The organism is Streptomyces sp. NPDC093252 (assembly GCF_040683675.1).
Taxonomy (GTDB): Bacteria; Actinomycetota; Actinomycetes; order Streptomycetales; family Streptomycetaceae; genus Streptomyces.
Window position 1 is genome coordinate 47,132 of sequence record NZ_JBFBEM010000020.1, and the last position, 18,355, is coordinate 65,486.

14 protein-coding genes are annotated in these 18,355 nt (G+C 72.4%); 10 read left to right on the plus strand and 4 right to left on the minus strand.

Annotated elements, in window-relative coordinates:
- The first annotated feature begins 94 nt into the window (after positions 1-94).
- From AB0O01_RS33035 to AB0O01_RS33045, 3 genes are all read left to right on the plus strand, one after another.
- Entirely contained in the window at positions 95-754 is a 660-nt protein-coding gene (locus AB0O01_RS33035) for a DUF4230 domain-containing protein (protein WP_365319265.1), read from the plus strand.
- Positions 755-862: 108 nt separating this feature from the next.
- A complete protein-coding gene (locus AB0O01_RS33040; RefSeq protein WP_365319267.1) occupies positions 863-1,357 on the plus strand; it encodes a VanZ family protein in 495 nt (164 codons plus the stop codon).
- Positions 1,358-1,486: 129 nt separating this feature from the next.
- Positions 1,487-2,767, plus strand: a complete 1,281-nt coding sequence (locus AB0O01_RS33045) for a family 16 glycosylhydrolase (RefSeq protein WP_365319269.1) — start codon at positions 1,487-1,489, stop codon at positions 2,765-2,767.
- 24 nt (positions 2,768-2,791) lie between these two features.
- On the opposite strand, the gene AB0O01_RS33050 is transcribed toward AB0O01_RS33045, so the two are convergent.
- The gene (locus tag AB0O01_RS33050; protein ID WP_355737969.1) at positions 2,792-3,028 is read right to left on the minus strand and encodes a hypothetical protein; all 237 of its coding nucleotides are present in this window, start codon (positions 3,026-3,028) and stop codon (positions 2,792-2,794) included.
- Positions 3,029-3,197: 169 nt separating this feature from the next.
- Between AB0O01_RS33050 and AB0O01_RS33055 the strand changes: the two genes are divergently transcribed.
- From AB0O01_RS33055 to AB0O01_RS33065, 3 genes are all read left to right on the plus strand, one after another.
- Positions 3,198-4,244: a PHP domain-containing protein gene (locus tag AB0O01_RS33055; protein WP_365319270.1), complete on the plus strand. Its 1,047-nt coding sequence runs from the start codon at positions 3,198-3,200 to the stop codon at positions 4,242-4,244.
- A gap of 280 nt (positions 4,245-4,524) precedes the next feature.
- Positions 4,525-5,493, plus strand: a complete 969-nt coding sequence (locus tag AB0O01_RS33060) for an SDR family NAD(P)-dependent oxidoreductase (RefSeq protein ID WP_365319272.1) — start codon at positions 4,525-4,527, stop codon at positions 5,491-5,493.
- Positions 5,494-5,870: 377 nt separating this feature from the next.
- The gene (locus tag AB0O01_RS33065) at positions 5,871-6,587 is read left to right on the plus strand and encodes an NPP1 family protein (RefSeq protein ID WP_365319412.1); all 717 of its coding nucleotides are present in this window, start codon (positions 5,871-5,873) and stop codon (positions 6,585-6,587) included.
- Positions 6,588-6,666: 79 nt separating this feature from the next.
- Here the strand turns inward: AB0O01_RS33065 and AB0O01_RS33070 are convergent, their stop codons facing one another.
- The 3 genes from AB0O01_RS33070 to AB0O01_RS33080 form a co-directional block, all read right to left on the minus strand.
- Positions 6,667-8,805, minus strand: coding sequence for a ThuA domain-containing protein (locus AB0O01_RS33070; RefSeq protein ID WP_365319273.1), 2,139 nt, complete (start codon positions 8,803-8,805; stop codon positions 6,667-6,669).
- 4 nt (positions 8,806-8,809) lie between these two features.
- The gene (locus tag AB0O01_RS33075; RefSeq protein ID WP_365319275.1) at positions 8,810-11,740 is read right to left on the minus strand and encodes a carbohydrate-binding protein; all 2,931 of its coding nucleotides are present in this window, start codon (positions 11,738-11,740) and stop codon (positions 8,810-8,812) included.
- 219 nt (positions 11,741-11,959) lie between these two features.
- On the minus strand, positions 11,960-13,249 hold the full coding sequence (locus tag AB0O01_RS33080; protein ID WP_365319276.1) for an ROK family transcriptional regulator: 1,290 nt from the start codon (positions 13,247-13,249) through the stop codon (positions 11,960-11,962).
- Between the two features lie 398 nt (positions 13,250-13,647).
- Between AB0O01_RS33080 and AB0O01_RS33085 the strand changes: the two genes are divergently transcribed.
- The 4 genes from AB0O01_RS33085 to AB0O01_RS33100 all read left to right on the plus strand — a co-directional run bounded on the left by AB0O01_RS33085 (position 13,648) and on the right by AB0O01_RS33100 (position 18,349).
- Positions 13,648-14,256 carry a (2Fe-2S)-binding protein gene (locus tag AB0O01_RS33085; protein WP_365319278.1) on the plus strand — a complete coding sequence of 203 codons (609 nt, stop codon included), beginning with the start codon at positions 13,648-13,650 and terminating at the stop codon, positions 14,254-14,256.
- 2 nt (positions 14,257-14,258) lie between these two features.
- Positions 14,259-15,233 (plus strand): xanthine dehydrogenase family protein subunit M, encoded by a 975-nt coding sequence (locus AB0O01_RS33090; RefSeq protein WP_365319280.1) that lies wholly within the window; start codon positions 14,259-14,261, stop codon positions 15,231-15,233.
- Positions 15,230-17,437: a xanthine dehydrogenase family protein molybdopterin-binding subunit gene (locus tag AB0O01_RS33095; protein WP_365319281.1), complete on the plus strand. Its 2,208-nt coding sequence runs from the start codon at positions 15,230-15,232 to the stop codon at positions 17,435-17,437. The genes AB0O01_RS33090 and AB0O01_RS33095 overlap by 4 nt, the downstream gene beginning before the upstream one ends.
- 417 nt (positions 17,438-17,854) lie before the next feature.
- On the plus strand, positions 17,855-18,349 hold the full coding sequence (locus tag AB0O01_RS33100; protein ID WP_365319283.1) for an FBP domain-containing protein: 495 nt from the start codon (positions 17,855-17,857) through the stop codon (positions 18,347-18,349).
- Positions 18,350-18,355 lie beyond the last annotated feature (6 nt).

Genomic DNA, 18,355 nt, shown 5'->3' on the forward strand with positions numbered 1-18,355 from the left:
CCCGGGCGTCCGCGGCGATAGGTGCTCCGTCAACCCATCGGTATGGCCCCGGACTTGGCTGGGCATCCGGAAGGGAGGAAGGAGGGCCGTCGACATGTCGACTCACCTCAGGCGCCTCCCGGGCCGGATGCCCGGCTGGGCCAAGCTCGCGGCCGTCGTGGTCCTGGTGCTCGCCGTGCTCTTCGCCGGTCTCCGGCTGAGCGTGGTCCCCGGGCTCAGGGATCTCTTCGGCAGCGACACCCGGGACCGCTCCGGTCCCGCCCTGCTCCAGTCCATCCAGGACATGAGCCGCTACGAAGCCGCCTCGGGCAACTTCCAGGTCGTGGTCGATCTGGAGAAGGACGCCCGGCTGCTGCCGGACGCGATCCGCGGCACCCGCACGCTGTATGTCGGCGCGGGCACCGTCGACGCCCATGTCGACCTCGGCAAGGTGGGCGAGGGCGATGTCACGGTGAACGAGGACCGCACCTCCGCCACGCTGAAGCTGCCGCACGCCGCGCTCGGCACCCCCGCCCTCGACCCCGACCGCTCCTACGCGGTCTCCAAGCAGCGCGGGCTCCTCGACCGTCTCGGCGACCTCTTCTCCGGCAACCCCAACAGCGAGCAGGCGGTGCAGAAACTCGCCGTCCAGCACATCGGCGACGCGGCGAAGGAGAGCGGGCTCACCGCCCGCGCCGAGACCAACACCACCGGGATGCTGGAGGGACTCCTGCGCTCCCTCGGCTTCAAGGACGTCAAGGTGACGTACGGGTGAGCCCCACCTGAGACACCCGCGCATCCCCTCTCCCCTCTCCTCTCTCCTCCCTCCCCTACCCCTTCCCTTCCCCGCGAACCGCCCGTCCCCGACAGGAGGAGCCCTGCCATGGCCCGTGCAGCCGCACGTCCCCGCCCGGCCCGCCACTACCTCCGGCTGCTCCTCCGCCTCCTCGCCATGGCCTGCGCGTTCGCGCTGATGGTGGCGTTCGCGGCGGTGCTCGCCCGGCTCACCCTCCAGCCCTCCCCCGCCTCCGAGGCGCTGATCCACACCAATCTGCGCCCCGGCCGCTCCCTGACGGCCTATCTGGACCAGCCCGAACTGCGGGACGCGGCGAAGCAGATCGGTGGAAATCTGCTGCTCGGCGTGCCGTTCGGGGTGCTGGTGCCGGTGGTCGCCCCGAAGGCGCGGGGTGTGCTGCGGATCCTGCTGCTGACCGCGTTCGTGATGCTGTGCGTGGAGCTGGTCCAGGGCGCGATGGTGACCGGGCGGGCCTTCGACATCGACGACGTGATCCTCAACAGCACGGGCGCGCTGGTCGGCTATCTGCTGCTCGGCCGGCGGCTGGGCCGGGCCGTTCACTCCCGGGAACCGGCGCGGTGAGATGCGAATAATGGTCCGTACCAGAGTATTGACGGACCCTTATCTCATTACTTAAATCAAGGGCGACCTCTCTTTCCCCCACCTCGGTGGACAGCCCGCCCCATCGGGCCGCCCACGGAAGGGAGAGCCGTGGCCCCTCCACGACTGCTCCGCAGATGTCTGCTCGCCGCCCTGTCGGCCGTGCTGGTCGGCTCGGCGGCGGTCGCCACCCCCGCACAGGCCGGGACGGACGGCACCGACGACACCACCACCGCCGCCGCTGAGGGCCCGATCGGCGCTCAGGCCGTGGTCTTCTCCGACTACTTCGACGGCCCGGCGGGTTCCGCCGTGAACGGCGCGAAGTGGCAGATCGAGACCGGCGACAACGTCAACAACCACGAGCGGCAGTACTACACCGCCGGCAACGCCAACGCGGCCCTCAACGGCCAGGGCCAATTGGTGATCACCGCCCGCCGGGAGAACCCGAACAACTACCAGTGCTGGTACGGCCGGTGCGAGTACACCTCGGCCCGGCTCAACACGGCCGGGAAGTTCACCGCGCAGTACGGGCATGTCGAGGCCCGGATCAAGGTGCCGCGCGGTCAGGGCATGTGGCCGGCGTTCTGGATGCTCGGCAACGATCTCGGCCAGGTCGGCTGGCCCAACTCGGGCGAGATCGACGTGATGGAGAACGTCGGCTTCGAGCCGTCGACCGTGCACGGCACCCTCCACGGTCCCGGCTACTCCGGCTCGGGCGGGATCGGCGCGGCCTACTCGCTGCCGGGCGGGCAGGCGTTCGCGGACGCCTTCCACACCTTCGCGGTGGACTGGTCGCCCAACGCCATCACCTGGTCCGTGGACGGGAATGTCTACCAGACCCGCACCCCGGCCGACCTCGGCGGCCGTCAGTGGGTGTTCAACAAGCCGTTCTTCCTGATCCTGAACTTCGCGGTGGGCGGCTACTGGCCGGGCGACCCGAACAGTTCCTCGGTGTTCCCGCAGCAGATGGTCGTCGACCATGTCACGGTCACGACCAGTGACAGCGGCGGTGGCGGCTCGGCGATCCGGGGCCTGGCCGGGAAGTGCGCCGATGTGGCGGGCGCCAGTTCCGCGAACGGCACCGCCGTGCAGCTCTACGACTGCAACGGGTCCGGGGCGCAGCAGTGGACGGTCGGCTCGGACGGGACCGTCCGGGCGCTCGGCAAGTGCCTGGACGCCACCGGGGGCGGGACCGCCGACGGCACCCGGCTCCAGTTGTGGGACTGCAACGGGTCGGGCGCCCAGAGATGGACGGTCAGCGCGGCGCAGGACATCGTGAACGTCCAGGCGAACAAGTGCATGGACGTGACCGGTGCCAACTCCGCCAACGGGACCCGGCTCCAGCTCTGGACGTGCAACGGCTCCTCCGCCCAGAAGTGGACCGTCGGCTGAGCGGAGGGAGGGCCGGGCGGCCGGTCAGCGCGGGATCCAGGTGAACTTGTCACCGCCGACCCAGCAGACCACGTCCGGGTCGTCCAGGTCATGGACGGTGATACCCCACTCGGCGGCCACTTCGAGTACGTCGATGACGGTCCTCGCCGCGCCGACCACCTCGCCGTCGATCTCCACGATGCGGAACGGCGGGGTGCCGGGCTGGACGCCGAGCACCATGATCCGCGGGCGGAAGATACGCGGACTCGCTACTTCGGTCATGCCTAGAGCGTAGAGCGCATTTGTCTGATTTGTACTACATGATCGGTCGGTGATCCATGGGTGATCCATGGGTGATCCGCTGGTGATCCGCTGAAGAGCGGCCCGGCGGGTCCCCGGTCCCGGGTGCGGGCCGGGCGGGGGTGCGGAACCCTGGGGGCAGGAGGTGGCGATGGATCCCGTGGAGGCCCTGGAACGGATCGCCTTCCTGCTGGAACGGTCCCTGGCGCCGTCCTACCGGGTGCGCGCCTTCCGCACCGCCGCCCGGGTGCTGACCGGCCTCGGCCCGGACGAGGTGCGGCGGCGGGCGGCGGCCGGGACACTGGAGGGACTCAAGGGCGTCGGCCCCAAGACCGGCCAGGTGGTGACCGAGGCCCTCGCCGGACGCGTACCCGCCTATCTGGCGGGACTGGAGGACGAGGCGGCGGCCCGGCCGGAGCCCGAGCGGGGGCGGGAGCTGCGGGCGCTGCTGCGCGGCGACTGCCATCTGCACTCCGACTGGTCCGACGGCGGCAGCACCGTCGAGGAGATGGGCCGTACGGCCGCCGCGCTCGGCCATGAGTGGGCCGCGCTCACCGACCACTCCCCCCGGCTGACCGTGGCGCGCGGGCTGAGCCCCGCCAGGCTGCGCGAGCAGCTCGATGTGATCGCCGCCCTCAACACGGCCTGGGCCCGCTTCCAACTGCTCACCGGCATCGAGTGCGACATCAACGAGGACGGCTCGCTGGACCAGGAGCCCGAGCTGCTGGAGCGGCTCGACGTGGTCGTGGTGTCGGTCCACTCCAAGTCGCGGATGGACGCCCGCGCGATGACCCGGCGGATGGTGGCCGCCGTCCGCGATCCGCGCTCCGACATCCTCGGCCACTGCACCGGGCGGCTGCTGATCGGGCGGGACGGCGGGCGGCCCCGGCCCGAGTCCCGGTTCGACGCGGACGAGGTGTTCGCCGCGTGCGCCGAGACCGGGACCGCCCTGGAGATCAACAGCAGGCCCGAGCGGCTCGACCCGCCCCGGCGGCTGCTGCGCCGGGCGGTGGACGCGGGGGTGCTGTTCTCGGTCGACACCGACGCGCACGCGCCCGGCCAGCTCGACTGGCAGATCCTGGGGTGCGCGCGGGCCGAGGAGTGCGGGGTGCCCGCCGAACGGGTGGTCACCACCTGGTCGCGGGAGGAGCTGCTGGCCTGGACGAAGGAGGGGCGGGTACCGGCCGGGGTGCGGTGACACGGCTCACGGAAGGGCGGGAACAACGGGGGATGGTTCTCCGTTGAACAGACCGTGGGTGCGAAGGGAACAGTGTCCCCGGGCCTCACCTTTCGCCCACAGGGACGATCGTTCGGCTGAAGCCCTGTGGAGCCCTTCGCCAGGAGGCGACCGCCCTTCGCACCCCGCCCCCGAGCTGCCCCGACCGTGGTTCCCCCGTCGCGGTCGGGGCTTTCCCCTGCCCGCGACCGGGCCGCTCGCACTTGACTTCGAGAGCGCTCCAATTCGTAGCGTTCCGAGCATGACCACCACTGCGCAGCACAGGATCGGATCCGGGTTCGGCGCCCGTACCACCGCCGACGAGGTGCTCGAGGGCATCGATCTCACCGGACGGCTCGCCGTCGTCACCGGCGGCTACTCGGGGCTCGGTCTGGAGACCACCCGCTCGCTGGCCCGCGCCGGTGCCCGGGTCGTCGTCCCGGCCCGCCGCCCGGAGGCCGCCCGCGAGGCGCTGGCGGGTCTGGACGGGGTCGAGGTGGACTCCCTGGACCTCGGGGACCTGGAGAGCGTGCGCGGCTTCGCCGACCGGTTCCTGGCCTCCGGACGCACCATCGACCTCATGATCGGCAACGCCGGGATCATGGCCTGCCCGGAGACCCGGGTGGGCCCCGGCTGGGAGGCCCAGTTCGCCACCAACCACCTCGGGCACTTCGCCCTGGTCAACCGGCTGTGGCCGGCCATCGCGCCGGGCGGGGCGCGGGTGGTGTCGGTGTCCTCGGCGGGCCACCACAACTCCCCGGTCCGCTGGGACGACATCGACTTCCGCGACGGCTACGACAAGTGGCTCGCCTACGGGCAGGCCAAGACCGCCAACGTGCTGTTCGCGGTGGAGCTGGACCGGCTCGGGCAGGACGCCGGGGTACGGGCCTTCGCCCTGCACCCGGGGGGCATCCTGACCCCGCTCCAGCGCCATCTGAGCACCGAGGAGATGGTCGGGCGCGGCTGGATCGACGAGCACGGGGAGCCGGTCGACCCGGACGCCTTCAAGACCCCGCAGCAGGGCGCCGCCACCCAGGTCTGGGCGGCGACCTCGCCGCGACTGGACGGGCTGGGCGGGGTGTACCTGGAGGACTGCGACATCGCCGAGCCCGCCGCCGACGGCGCCCGCTCCGGCGTGATGCCCTACGCGACGGACCCGGAGCAGGCGTCCCGCCTGTGGACCCTGTCGGCGGAGCGGACGGGGGTGGACGCGTTCGGGGGGCGGGGCTGACGGGGGTCCCCGGGGGGCGGCGGGCACGCGGGAGCGCGTGCGGCTGGCAGGAGCGGGGGCGTGGGCGGGGCGCTCGGCGGGATGTGATCGGCCTCCCCGACGGCCGGAGGCGAGGGGCGGGGACGGCTCCCATTCCGGCCGGGAGGTGAACGGTGTGGGTGCGGTCGGCGGAGGGCAAGTGCCGTCTGCTGCGAGGTCATTGACGTCGTCGAATCGGGCCTGCGATGGTCTGGACCTGAATTGGCCGAGCGCGTCCAGCGTCTCGTTCGCAGTCAGGAGTCGACGTGCGCAACCCGCTGTCCCCCACCAGAGGTTCCGGCACCGCCGCCCCCACCCGCGTCCGGCGCCGTTCCGCGGTCGCCGCCGCCCTCGGCGCGATGGCCCTGGTCGTCGCCCTCCCCGCCCAGGCGCAGGCCGGTGTGCTCACCGCGCTGCCGCAGAACGCGCCGGGCCTGGACCAGACCTTCTCCCCCGCCTACGACTACGACGGCGACGGCTGCTATGCCACCGCCGCGATCGGCGCCGACGGCACGATCAACCCCGGGCTGCCGCTGGGCGGCGATGTCAACGGCAAGTGCCGCGACTACGCGCAGCTCGCGGGCGCCAACACCTACTCGCGGGCCAAGTGCAACAACGGCTGGTGCGCGGTGATGTACGCGAGCTACTTCGAGAAGGACCAGGCGACCCTGGGCCCGGCCGCGATCGGGCACACCCACGACTGGGAGCATGTCGTGGTGTGGGTCCAGAACAACGAGGTCGCGTATGTGTCGGTGTCCCAGCACTCCTCGTACCAGGTGGCCGCCCGGTCGGCGATCCGGTTCGACGGGACCCATCCGAAGATCGTGTACCACAAGGACGGGGCGTCGACCCACTGCTTCCGGTTCGCCAACGGCAATGACGAGCCGGCCGAGAACCACACCGGCAACTGGTTCTACCCGCGTCTGGTGGGCTGGGACGGCTACCCGGCGGGCTACCGCGACAAGCTGACGGCGGCGAACTTCGGCTCCGCCTCCCTGAAGATCAAGAACGGCGACTTCGAGTGGCACCTGAACTACTCGAAGCCCTCGGGGATCGCCTTCGACGCCTACGCCTGACCCGGCTCTGGGACGGGGCGGACGGGTGCCCGGACCGGTCAGGTACGGTCCGGGCACCCTCGGGGGCGGGCCTGCACCACTACGGGTTGAAGCGGCCCGCCCAGTACGCCGTGCGGTCGAGGTAGGCGGTCTCGGCGGCGGTGCCGGTCTGTCCGTAGGCGCCGTTGTAGGTCTGGTAGCCGAAGCCGGTGGGCGGGGTGGAGTCGGCGGGCTCGATGGAGCTGCCCTCGTGCCATTCGTTGAACGAGGTCACCGACACCCAGGTGGGATTGCCTCCGATGGCCGGGTCCAGGGCGTTGTTCCACTGCCGGTCGTAGGCGGCGCCGCCCGCGCGGGCCACGGTCGGGGTGGAGTTGCCCGGGACGGCCCGGTCGTCGATGTAGCCCGGGGCGACGGACGGGGACCAGATCAGCCCGTTGGCGCGGGCGTGGTCACCGGCCTGCTTCCAGCCGGGGGCGGTGGCACCGGCGATGCCGTCGTAGGTGTACATGCCGGAGAAGTGCGCGACCTTGGTGGTGTCGGTGGTCTGGGCGAGGACGATGCTGGAGCCGGTGACCTGGTCCAGCGCCGTCCAGTCGGGGACGTCCAGGCTCTGGAAGACGTAGTAGGCGCCCTTGTCGCCGTGGTCGGCGGAGCGGTAGAAGGCCGGGTGGCCGCCGTAGGTGCTGTTGATGTACTGGATGTCGGCGACCGTGGAGGCGGCGGAGCGGCCCCCGTACGGTTCCAGGTGCCAGGCGATCTTGATGCCCTTCTTCTGGGCGGCGTCCAGGACTCCGCGGGCGAGCCGGTCCTCGTAGCTGTCCCGGCCCCACCAGCTATAGACGAGCACTCCGGCGCCCGAGCGGGCGACCCACTCCATGTGCTGGGCGACGGCTCCGGCGAAGTCGCCGGAGTCATAGGCGCCGAGGGTGGGGTAGAGGTCGGCGCCGACATCGTTCGGCGGGGTGCGGCTGCCCTGCTGCCAGTGGCGCCAACTGCCGTTGACGGCGGGGCTGCCGTACCAGGGGTAGTAGAAGAGGTGGACGTCGTCGGAGAGGGCCTGGGCGGTCTGGGTGGCGAGGCTGAAGGTGTCGATGTCGAAGAGGGCGCCGGAGCCGCCGGTGAAGCGCAGGAAGAGCGGGCCGGTGGCGGTGCCGGTGAGGGTGGTGGAGACGGTGGTGAAGGTCTCCCAGCCGCCGGTCACCGGGACCGCGACCGAGCCCAGCAGGGTGCCGGTGGCGGAGCCGGAGCGGACCTCGATCCGGCCGCCCGCGCCCGCCGAGGACACCTTCGCGGTGAAGGTGCGGGCGCCGGAGGTGGAGACGGAGGCGTAGCCCGCCCAGTCGCCGTTGTCGATGTAGCCGAGGGTCTGACCGCCGCTGGCCGGGGTGTGCGCGGCGGCCTGGACGCCGGACTGGGAGGTGAAGGACTCGGCCTCGATCTGGCCGGTGCCGGCCGGGGGCGCGCAGTTGGCGCCGACCTGTCCGGCGGCGTAGCGGACCCCGCCGAGCAGCAGGGTGCGGAAGTTGGGGTCGGCGTAGGACTCGATGGTGTGGCCGAGGCCGGTGTAGAAGGAGCGGCCCTGGCCCTGGCCGTGGCACCAGGTGATGGGGTGGTCGGAGCCCATGGAGCCGCCGCTGTAGGTGGACTCGTCGAGGGTCTGGAGGACATGGACGCTGGGGCGGGGGTTGGCGCGGTAGTTGTACCACTCGTCGGTGCGGGTCCAGGTGGTGCCCAGGTGCTGGGTGGCCGGGTGGGTGCGGTCCTCGGTGCGCACGGTGGCCGACTGGATCGCGGGGTGGCTCTGGAACCAGGCGCCGACGAGCTGTCCGTAGTAGGGCCAGTCGTACTCGGTGTCGGCGGCGGCGTGCACGCCGAGGTAGCCGCCGCCGGAGTCGATGTAGCTCTGGAAGGCGGTCTGCTGGGTGGCGTTGAGGACATCGCCGGTGGTGTTGAGGAACACCACGGCCTCGTACTGGCCCAGGTTGGCGGTGGTGAAGGCGGTGGCGTCCTCGGTGGTGGTGACGGTGAAGTCGTTCTGGGTGCCGAGGGTGCGCAGGGTGTCGAGGCCGGTGGGGATGGCGTCGTGGCGGAATCCCGCGGTCTTGGAGAAGACCAGGACGTCGAAGGCGGCGGCGTGGGCCGTGCCCGCCGGGACGATCAGGGAGCCCATGAGGGCCAGGGCCGCGGCCGAGGTGAGGCGGCGCAGGGCGCGGGTCAGTCGGGTCGGTCGGGTCATGTCGTCACCCCTTCCGTGCCGTGGAGGTGAGGGCGGTGGTGCCCAGGGTGAAGGTGTCGATGTCGAAGAGGGATCCGGCGCCGCCGGTGAAGGTGAGGAACAGCGGGCCGGTGCCGGTGCCGGTGAGGGTGGTGGTGACGGTGGTGAAGGTCTCCCAGCCGCCGGTCACCGGGACGGTCACCGAGCCGAGGACGGGGCCGGTCTGGGAGCCGGAGCGGACGGTGATGGTGCCGCCCGCGCCCGCCGAGGACACCTTCGCGGTGAAGGTGCGGGCGCCGGAGGTGGAGACGGAGGCGTAGCCCGCCCAGTCGCCGTTGTCGATGTAACCGAGGGTCTGACCGCCGCTGGCCGGGGTGTGCGCGGCGGCCTGGACGCCGGACTGGGAGGAGAACGACTCGGCCTCCCAGGGGGTCGTGGTGCCGCCGCCGCTCGCCAGGGTGAAGGCGTCGAGGTCGAAGAGGTTGCCCTGTCCGGTCACCCCGCGGAACACGAGGTAGAGGTCGGTGGTGCCGGCCGGTGCTCCGGAGAGGGTGGCGGTGACGTCGGTGAAGGTCTCCCAGCCGCCGGTCACCGGCACGGTCGCGGTGCCGAGCAGGGTGCCGGTGGCGGAACCGGCGCGGACCTCGATCCGGCCGCCCACGCCGCCGGAGGAGACCCGGGCGGTGAACCGGGTGGCACCCGCGAGGGCGTACGGCTTGAAGGAGACCCAGTCGCCGTCGTCGGTGAAGCCGACCGTCTTGCCGCCCTCGGCGGGGGCGTGGTCGGCGGTCTGGATGCCGGACTGGGCGCCGAAGTGCTCGCCCTGCCGGTGCCGTGGCTGGAGGGTGCGCAGGGAGTGGCCGGTCAGCCCGGCGCTGTCGGTGTACTCGGCGTCGAAGACCCCGTACAGGTTGGCGGCGCTGTCGTGCTCGCCGTCGGCGGGGACGGTGATGGTGCCCTCGCACCCGGTGGAGGAGGTGATGGCGTGGGTGTGGGCGTCATGGCCGAGGAGATAGGTGACCTTGACCTTGGAGCAGTCGATGGTGCCGTCCTCGGGGTCGGAGACCTGCACCTTGAAGGGCACGGTGTCGCCGAACGAGAAGAGCTGGCCGTCCAGGGGCTGTTGCAGGGTGACCGTCGGCGCGGTGTTGCCCGCGGTGACGACGAGACTGGCGGTGCCGGTGAGTCCCTGGGGGTCGCGGACGGTGAGGGTGGGGCGGTAGGTGCCCGCGGTGGTGTAGGTGTGACTGGGGCTGGCCGCGGTGGAGGTGGTGCCGTCGCCGAAGTTCCAGGAGTAGGTCAGCGCCCCGCCCTCGGGGTCGGAGCTGCCCGCGCTGGAGAACTGGACGGCGAGCGGGAGGGCGCCGGAGGTGCGGTTGGCGGACGCCTGGGCGACCGGGTTGCGGTTGGCGCCGCCGATGTACTCGATGCGGTACAGGGCGGAGTTGTTGCTGCCGGTGCCGTAGTCCAGGACGTAGAGGGCGCCGTCGGGGCCGAAGTCGGTGTCCATGACCTGGGTGCCGTTCCAGGGCATGTCCTCGATGACGCCGTAGGTGCCGTCGGCCTTGACCTCGATGGCCTTGATCCACTGGCGGCCGTACTCGGCGGCGAAGAAGCGGCCGTCGAGGGACTGGGGGAACTTGACCGTGGAGGTGGAGTTCGGGTCGTAGCGGTAGACCTCGCCGCCCATGGGGGACTCGGAGCCGCCGCCGAACTCGGGCGGGGAGCCGTCCAGTCCGTACTTGATCCAGCTCGGTTTCGCGGGCGGCAGGGTGGCCTGGCCGGTGTTGCGGAAGGAGTTGTTGGCGGGGCCGCCCGAGCAGTTGTACTTGGCGGCGGCGGGGCCGCTCGGGAAGGTGTACTCGTTGTAGGTCTCGGCGGTGGTGTTGGTGCCCGTGCAGTAGGGCCAGCCGTAGTTGCCGGGGGAGGTGATCCGGTTGAACTCGACCTGGCCGCCGGGTCCCCGGCCCGCGTCGGTGCCGCCCGCGTCGGGGCCGTAGTCGCCGAGGTAGACGGTGCCGGTGGCGCGGTCGACGGACATCCGGAACGGGTTGCGGAAGCCCATGGCGTAGATCTCGGGGCGGGTGTTCGCGGTGCCCGGGGCGAAGAGGTTCCCGGCGGGGACGGTGTAGCCGCCGGCCGCGGTGGGCTTGATCCGCAGCAGCTTGCCGCGCAGGTCGTTGGTGTTGCCGGAGGAGCGCTGGGCGTCGAACTGCGGGTTGCGGTTGGTGCGTTCGTCGATCGGCGCGTATCCGGCGGAGTCGAACGGGTTGGTGTCGTCGCCGGTGGTCAGATACAGGTTCCCGGCCGCGTCGAAGTCGATGTCGCCGCCGACGTGGCAGCACTGGCCCCGGTCGTTGGGGACCTCCAGGACGATCTTCTCGCTGGCCATGTCCAGGGTGCCGTCGGTCCTCAGGGTGAACCGGGACAGGTTGAGGTGGCCCTTCCAGGGCTCGAAGTCGGCGGCGGTGCCGGTGGTGGGGGCGTCACCGGCCGGGGTGGTGAGCTTCGGGGAGTAGTAGACGTATACGAAACGGTTGGTGGTGAAGGCGGGGTCGGCGGCGATCCCCTGGAGCCCTTCCTCGTCATGGGTGTAGACGTCGAGCTTCCCGGCCTGCTTGGTGTTGCCGGCCGCGTCGGTGAGGCGGATCGTGCCGTCGCGGGCGGTGTGCAGGACGGAGCGGTCGGGCAGCACGGCCAGCGACATGGGCTCGCCGGTCTCGGCGGCTCCGGTGGCGAGCTGGATCTGCTGGTAGTCGGCGGGCGGGAGGTCCGCCGCGGAGGCCGCGGTGGTGGGTGCCGTGGTGGCGGTGGTGGATGCTGTGGTGGCAGCGGTGGATGCCGTGGTGGCGGTGGTCGCCAGGGCGGCGGGTGCGGGGGCCGCGGTGACGGCTCCGGCCAGGACGAGCGCGAGCGCGGTGAGCGTTCTCAGCCCCGCGCGAGGGCGCCAATGCATGAAGGATCGGTCCTTCCTGACGGTGGGGGATGTCAGGCAAGGCGCGCGCCGGCCGCGCTTGCCGGGTGCCTTCCGGGTGTGTCGACTCCTTGCATGTCCATTAATTGCGTGACACACCCAAGGGAATTGCAGACTTCTGCTAACCCTTTGCATGCTGTTGGCCACCCGGCCATTTGTCAAGTGCCTGTCAAAACTGTGTTACAGGCACTACCGACCCCCTCAGTGCGGGGCGCGCTCCTCAAGGACCGTCTGCCACGCGGGCGTCGGCCCCTCCGGGGCTGGCTCCGGCCGCCGTCCGCCGCGCGCGAAGAAGTCGGCCAGCGGCAGGATCGCCGCCCCCACGGTGACCGCGTCGGGCCCGAGCCGCCCCAGTTCCACGGACACCTTCTGCGCGGGGTAGGTCAGCGCGTACGACAGGGCGTGACGGCGGACGGCGGGCAGGAAGCGGGTGCCGAGCTGGAGTCCGGCCCAGCCGCCGATCAGGATCCGCTCGGGCTGGAAGAGGTTGATCAGATCGGACAGCCCGGCACCCAGGTACTCGGCGGTCTCCTCCAGCACCCCGAGGGCGACCGGGTCGGGGTCGGTGCCGTCGGCGGGGTAGGCGGCGGCGAGCATCGCGGTGAGGGCGGTCTCCTCGTCGGTGCCCCTCGGGGGCCGCCCGCCCGCCTCGCGCCAGCGTTCCAGCAGCGACTCGGCGCCCGCGTACGCCTCCAGGCAGCCGAGCGCTCCGCAGCGGCAGCGGCGCCCGCGCACCCGGACCGTCAGATGCCCCCACTCGACGGCCCGCCCGTGCTCCACCTCCGGGGTGACCAGACAGGCCCCGACCCCGGAACCGAACAGCACCACCACGGCGTTGTGCGCGCCGCGCCCGCCGCCGAACCACATCTCGGCCTGGCCGAGGGTCTTGGCGCCGTTGTCGATGAAGAAGCGGACCGCGCCCGGCAGCGGGGAGCCCTCGTGGAGCAGTTCCTCCAGCGGGACCGCGTCCCAGCCGATGGTCTGGCCGTGCACCACCGCGCCGCGCCCGGCGGTGCGCTCGACGATGCCGGGCACGCCGATGCCCACGCCGAGCAGTTGCCCGGGGGCGACACCGGCGGACTCCAGCACCTCGGCGATGCCGTCGCGGACATGACCGACGATCACGTCCACGTCGTAGCGCTGGGGGGCGAGGGGGCGTTCGGTGCGGGCGAGTTCGGTGAGGGTGAGGTCGAACAGCTCGACCCGGACGCGGGTCTCGCCGACGTCGACGCCGATCATGTGGCCGCTGGCGGGGGCGACGCGGAGCAGGGTGCGGGGCCGGCCGCCGTCGGAGTCGACGCTGCCGGCCTCCTCGACGAGACCGTCCCCGACCAGGTCGGCGACCACATTGCTGATCGAGCCGGAGCTGAGGCCGGTGGCCGGGCCGAGTTCGAAACGGCTGAGCGGGCCGTCGAAGTAGAGCCGTTGCAGCACGGCTGTGCGGTTGGCCCGCCTCAGGTCCCGTACCGTCCGCCCGTTCCGCCCCGTCATGTGGCTCCTTCCGCCCCGTGTCCGACCTGCAACATACCTCTCGTGGTGTCCTGACCGCGACCTTTCCCGAACCCTTAATTCACGTACTGAGCTAAGCGGGGGGTGTTCTGCGGGCGGGGGCGAGGGCGGGCCGGTGGGGGGCTGGTCGCGCAGTTCCCCGCGCCCCTGGAAGAAGGGCGCTGCGGCCCACGGGGTCTTCAGGGGCGCTGGGGATACCCCCTCTGGCGGAGGAACTGCGCGACCGGCCCTCCACCCGGCCGCACCCGACCCCGCCCCGCCACCCCGTTCCCTCTCGCTTTAGCTCGGCTTTCGGTAGACCTTCCTAGCATTTGCTACCTGAAATCCGCTCCGCCCCCTCGACCCCCGCCTCCCTCCGATCCCCCCTCGAAAGGACTCCCATGCCCCAGGACTCCCTCCTGCCGGACGGCAGCAACCGTCGTACCTTCCTCGCCCGCACCCTGGGCACCGGCGGCACCCTCGTCGGTGCCACCGTCGTGGGCGGCGGGGCCGCACCCGTGGAGGCGGCGCCCGCCGCACCCGCGGAGACCACCCGGGTGACGCTGAACGTCAACGGCCGCACCCACGCCGTCGACTTGGACGTGCGGGCCAGTCTGCTGGAGGCGGTGCGGGACGGGCTCGGGCTGACCGGCAGCAAGAAGGGCTGCAACCAGGGCGCGTGCGGGGCGTGCACGGTGCTGGTCGACGGGGAGCGGCAGTTGTCCTGCATCACCCTGGCCGCCCGCTACGAGGGGCGCCGCGTCACCACCGTCGAAGGGCTGGCCCGGGGCGGGCAACTCCACCCGGTGCAGGCCGCGTTCGTGGAGCGGGACGGCTTCCAGTGCGGGTTCTGCACCTCGGGTCAGGTGGTGTCCGCGGTCGGGCTGCTCGCGGAGGAGCCGGATGTCGCCGACGAGGACATCCCGGAACTGATGAGCGGCAATCTCTGCCGCTGCGCCGCCTACCAGAACATGCACCTGGCCATCCAGGACGCCCGAGGGAGGCGCTGACCGTGGAGACCTTCCACCTCGAACGGCCGCGCACGGTCGCGCAGGCGGTACGGCTGCTGGACGCCGACCCGGACGCCAAGGTCATCGCGGGCGGCACCGATCTGGTCGCGCTGATGAAGGAGGGCATCGAGACCCCGGGCCGGCTGGTCGACGTGACCGGGCTCGACCTGGCCGGGATCACCCGGGCGCCGGACGGCACGGTCACCCTCGGCGCGCTCGCCACCAACAGCGACACCGCCCGGACGTTGCGGGAGCACATGCCGGTGCTGTCGGAGGCGATCCGGTCGGGCGCCTCCGCGCAGATCCGGAACATGGCCACCACCGCGGGCAATCTGCTCCAGGGCGTGCGCTGTCCCTACTACCGGCAGACCGAGTTCGCCTGCAACCGCCGCGACCCCGGCAGCGGCTGCGCCTCCATCGAGGGCGCCAGCCCGGGGCAGGCCCTCTTCGGCACCTCCGGTTCCTGTATCGCCGTGCACCCCTCCGACATGGCGGTGGCGCTGCTGGCGCTGGACGCGGTGGTGCTGGTGCGGGGGCCGGACGGGCGGCGGGAGATCCCGCTCGGCTCCTTCCACCGGCTGCCCGGCGACACCCCGGAGCGGCAGACCGAGCTGCGGCGCGGGGAGCTGATCGTGGGGGTGCGGATCGGGGCACAGCCGCGCGGGCGGCGCGCGCGCTATGTGAAGTTCCGGGAGCGTACGTCGTTCGCGTTCGCGCTGGTCTCGGGCGCGGTCGTGGTGGATCTGGACGGGCGCCGGGTGCGGTCGGCGCGGATCGCGCTGGGCGGGGTGGCACCCCGGCCCTGGCGGTCGCAGGCCGCCGAACGGGCGCTGGTGGGGCGGACGTTCGACACCGAGGCCATCGAGGACGCCGCCGACGCGGCGACCGAGGGCGCCCGGCCGCAGCGGGACAACGCGTACAAGGTGGAACTGGTCCGCGGTGTGGTCCGCCGGGCCCTGACGGAGGTGGCAGCATGACGACCGCGCCCGAACGCTCCGGGTGGACCGAGCCGATCGGCGCCCCGCTGGACCGGGTCGAGGCCACCGCCAAGGTGACCGGCGGGGCCGTCTACACGGGGGACGTGCGGGTGCCCGGGACGGTGAACGCGAGCCTGGTGACCAGCCCGGTGGCCTCCGCCCGGATCCGGGGCATCGACATCTCCGCCGCCGAGCGGGCGCCCGGGGTGCTCGCCGTCCTCACCCACGAGAACCGGCCCGAATGGCCCGGCACCCCGGAGCGTGAGGAAGGCCGCTTCCCGCTGGCCGACGACCGGGTGCACTACGGCGGGCAGTACGTGGCCGTGGTCGTCGCCGAGACCCTCCAGCAGGCCGAGCACGCGGTCACCCTGGTCGACGTCGACTACGAGCCGCTGCCCGTGGTGCCCACCCTGGAGGCCGGTCTCGACGCCCTCTATCCGTCGCCGCACCCGATGATGCGCTACGCGCGCGGCGACGCGAACGCCGACTTCGCGTCGTCCGCCGTCCGCATCGACAGCGCCTTCACCACGCCCGACTACGCGCACGCCCCGATCGAGCCCAGCGCCGCACTGGCCCGCTGGGACGGCGACCGGCTCACGGTGTACGCCAGCAACCAGTACGTCTACCGGGCCCGGGAGACGGTCGCCGCCGCCTTCGCCATCCCGGCGGAGGACATCACCTTCGACACCTCGCTGATCGGCGGCGCCTTCGGCTGCAAGATCCAGGTGTGGGGGTACACGCTGCTGGCAGTGATGGCAGCGCGGGTGGTGGACCGTCCGGTCCGTCTCGTGCTGACCCGCAAGCAGCACTTCACCACCACCGGGCACATGGCCGGGACCCGGCAGCGGGTGCGGATCGGCGCCGACCGGGACGGCCGGATGCGGGCGATCATCCACGAGACGGTCAACGGCACCTCCGTGCACACCGACTACACCGAGCGCGCCCCGATGACCACCCCGGACGTCTACGCCGTGGACTCGGTGCTGATCGGCGCCCGGATCACCAAGGTCCACAAGGGCTCCCCCGCCTCGATGCGCACCCCGGGCGACCTGGCCGGGCAGTTCGCCCTGGAGTCCGCGCTGGACGAACTGGCCCACGCGACCGGCAGCGACCCGGTGGAGCTGCGCCGCCGTCACTACGCGACCGCCGACCTCAGCACCGACGAACCCTGGACCAGCAACGGGCTGCCGCGCTGCTACGACCTCGGGGTCCGGGAGTTCGGCTGGGAGCGGCGCGACCCGCGCCCGGGCTCGATGCGCGACGGGGACGAGCTGATCGGCTACGGCATGGCCGGGGGCTGCCGCCACGACGGCTACGACCCGGCCCGCGCCCGGATCGAGCTGCACGCCGACGGCCGCGTCGACCTCTCCACCTCCGCCCAGGAGATCGGCGGCGGGACACTGACGGTGCTGGTGCAGCTCGCCGCGTCCCATCTCGGGGTCGACCCGGGCCGGATCACCATCCACGCGGGCAGCACCACCCAGCCCATGGCGGCCCCCACCTACGGTTCGGCGGCCACCGGCAACACCGGCAGCGCGGTCATGCTGGCGGGGCGGGCGGTGCGCTCGGCGGCGGTCCGGCTGGCCGTCGCCGACAGCCGCTCGCCGCTGCACGGGGCGGCCGAGGACGCGGTGGACGTGGAGAACGGGCGGATGTTCCTGACCGCCCGGCCACGCACCGGGGAGACCTACCGCGCGCTGCTGCGCCGCCACGGCATCGGCTCCCTCACCGAGACCGGGCAGTACGACCCGGTGGAGAGCGGGCGGGCCAGCGCCAGTTTCGCGGCGCACTTCACGGAGGTGCGGATCGACAGCGGGCTGCGCCGGGTGCGGGTGGTGCGGCATCTGTCGGTGTTCGACATCGGGCGGGTGCTCAACGCCAAGACCGCCTCCAACCAGGCCCGCGGCGGGATCATCTTCGCCATCGGCGGGGCGCTGATGGAGCAGATCACCCCGGACCCGGTGACCGGGGTGCACATCAGCCCCGCGCTGACCGACTACCACTTCCCGGTGCACGCCGATGTCGGGGACATCCAGGTCCGGTTCGTGGAACTGCCGGACGACACCCATCCCATCGGCACCAAGGGGCTGGGCGAGATCTGCTCCATCGGGGTCGCGGCGTCCGTCGCCAACGCGGTGTACCACGCGACCGGGCGACGGGTCCGGGACCTGCCGATCACACCGGAGCGGCTGCTGCACGCGTGAGCGGGCGGGGGGGGGGTCAGGGGGGCGGGCTGTGCCGGGTGGGCGCTTCCGGGGGCTGAGGGCCGGGGGGATCTGGGCGCTGGGATGCCGGGGGGGGTGCGGCTTCCGGGACGCCGGTGGGCTGTGGCCTCCGGGGAGCCGGGACGCGGGGCCTCCGGGGAGCCGGGACGCCGAGGCTGCCGGGGAGCCGGGACGCGGGGCTGCCGGCGCCGGGACGCCAACGCCCCGCGGCCACCCTGCCACCGGGCCTCCGGGACGCCGGTGAGTTGCGGCTTTCGGAACGCCGGTGGCCTGTGCCTCCCGGGGGGCGGGCCCCGTAAAACCGGTGGCCCGCCCCCGTCGGAGGTGCCTAGCCTGGGCCGGTTCGCCGGTCCCCGCACCCCTCGGGACCGGCCCCGCACCTCTCCCGGAGATCCGATGCGCACCCTCACCGAGCAGGACATCCGCACCTCGTTCGTCAACTGCTCCAAGGGCGAGGCCAAGCGGCTGGCCGTGCCCCGGGACCTCGCGGAGCGCGACTGGGACCATCTGGACTTCCTGGGCTGGCGGGACCCGGGCGCCCCCGACCGCAGCTATCTGGTCACCGAGCGGGCCACCGGGCTGGTCGGGGTGGCGCTGCGGTTCCCGGCCGCGCAGCGCGGTTTCCTGCACCGCAGCATGTGCTCGCTGTGCCTGACCACCCATCGCGGCGGCGGGGTGTCCCTGATGACCGCCCGCAAGGCCGGTGCCGCCGGGCGCGAGGGCAACTCGGTCGGCCTCTACATGTGCACCGACCTGGCCTGCTCCCTGTATCTGCGGGGCCGGAAGGTGCCGGACAGCGGGGCCCGGTTCGAGGAGAGCCTCACCCTGGAGCAGCAGATCGCCCGGACGACGGGCAACCTGTCGGCGTTCCTGGACAAGCTGTACGAGTGAGCCGCC

Excerpts from the sequence above, each read along its gene's own strand:
- AB0O01_RS33035 (WP_365319265.1), top strand. The coding sequence starts at position 95 with ATGTCGACTCACCTCAGGCGCCTCCCGGGCCGGATGCCCGGCTGGGCC.
- AB0O01_RS33040 (WP_365319267.1), top strand. The coding sequence starts at position 863 with ATGGCCCGTGCAGCCGCACGTCCCCGCCCGGCCCGCCACTACCTCCGG.
- AB0O01_RS33050 (WP_355737969.1), bottom strand. The coding sequence starts at position 3,028 with ATGACCGAAGTAGCGAGTCCGCGTATCTTCCGCCCGCGGATCATGGTG.
- AB0O01_RS33055 (WP_365319270.1), top strand. The coding sequence starts at position 3,198 with ATGGATCCCGTGGAGGCCCTGGAACGGATCGCCTTCCTGCTGGAACGG.
- AB0O01_RS33060 (WP_365319272.1), top strand. The coding sequence starts at position 4,525 with ATGACCACCACTGCGCAGCACAGGATCGGATCCGGGTTCGGCGCCCGT.
- AB0O01_RS33065 (WP_365319412.1), top strand. The coding sequence starts at position 5,871 with ATGGCCCTGGTCGTCGCCCTCCCCGCCCAGGCGCAGGCCGGTGTGCTC.
- AB0O01_RS33070 (WP_365319273.1), bottom strand. The coding sequence starts at position 8,805 with ATGACCCGACCGACCCGACTGACCCGCGCCCTGCGCCGCCTCACCTCG.
- AB0O01_RS33075 (WP_365319275.1), bottom strand. The coding sequence starts at position 11,740 with ATGCATTGGCGCCCTCGCGCGGGGCTGAGAACGCTCACCGCGCTCGCG.
- AB0O01_RS33080 (WP_365319276.1), bottom strand. The coding sequence starts at position 13,249 with ATGACGGGGCGGAACGGGCGGACGGTACGGGACCTGAGGCGGGCCAAC.
- AB0O01_RS33085 (WP_365319278.1), top strand. The coding sequence starts at position 13,648 with ATGCCCCAGGACTCCCTCCTGCCGGACGGCAGCAACCGTCGTACCTTC.
- AB0O01_RS33095 (WP_365319281.1), top strand. The coding sequence starts at position 15,230 with ATGACGACCGCGCCCGAACGCTCCGGGTGGACCGAGCCGATCGGCGCC.
- AB0O01_RS33100 (WP_365319283.1), top strand. The coding sequence starts at position 17,855 with ATGCGCACCCTCACCGAGCAGGACATCCGCACCTCGTTCGTCAACTGC.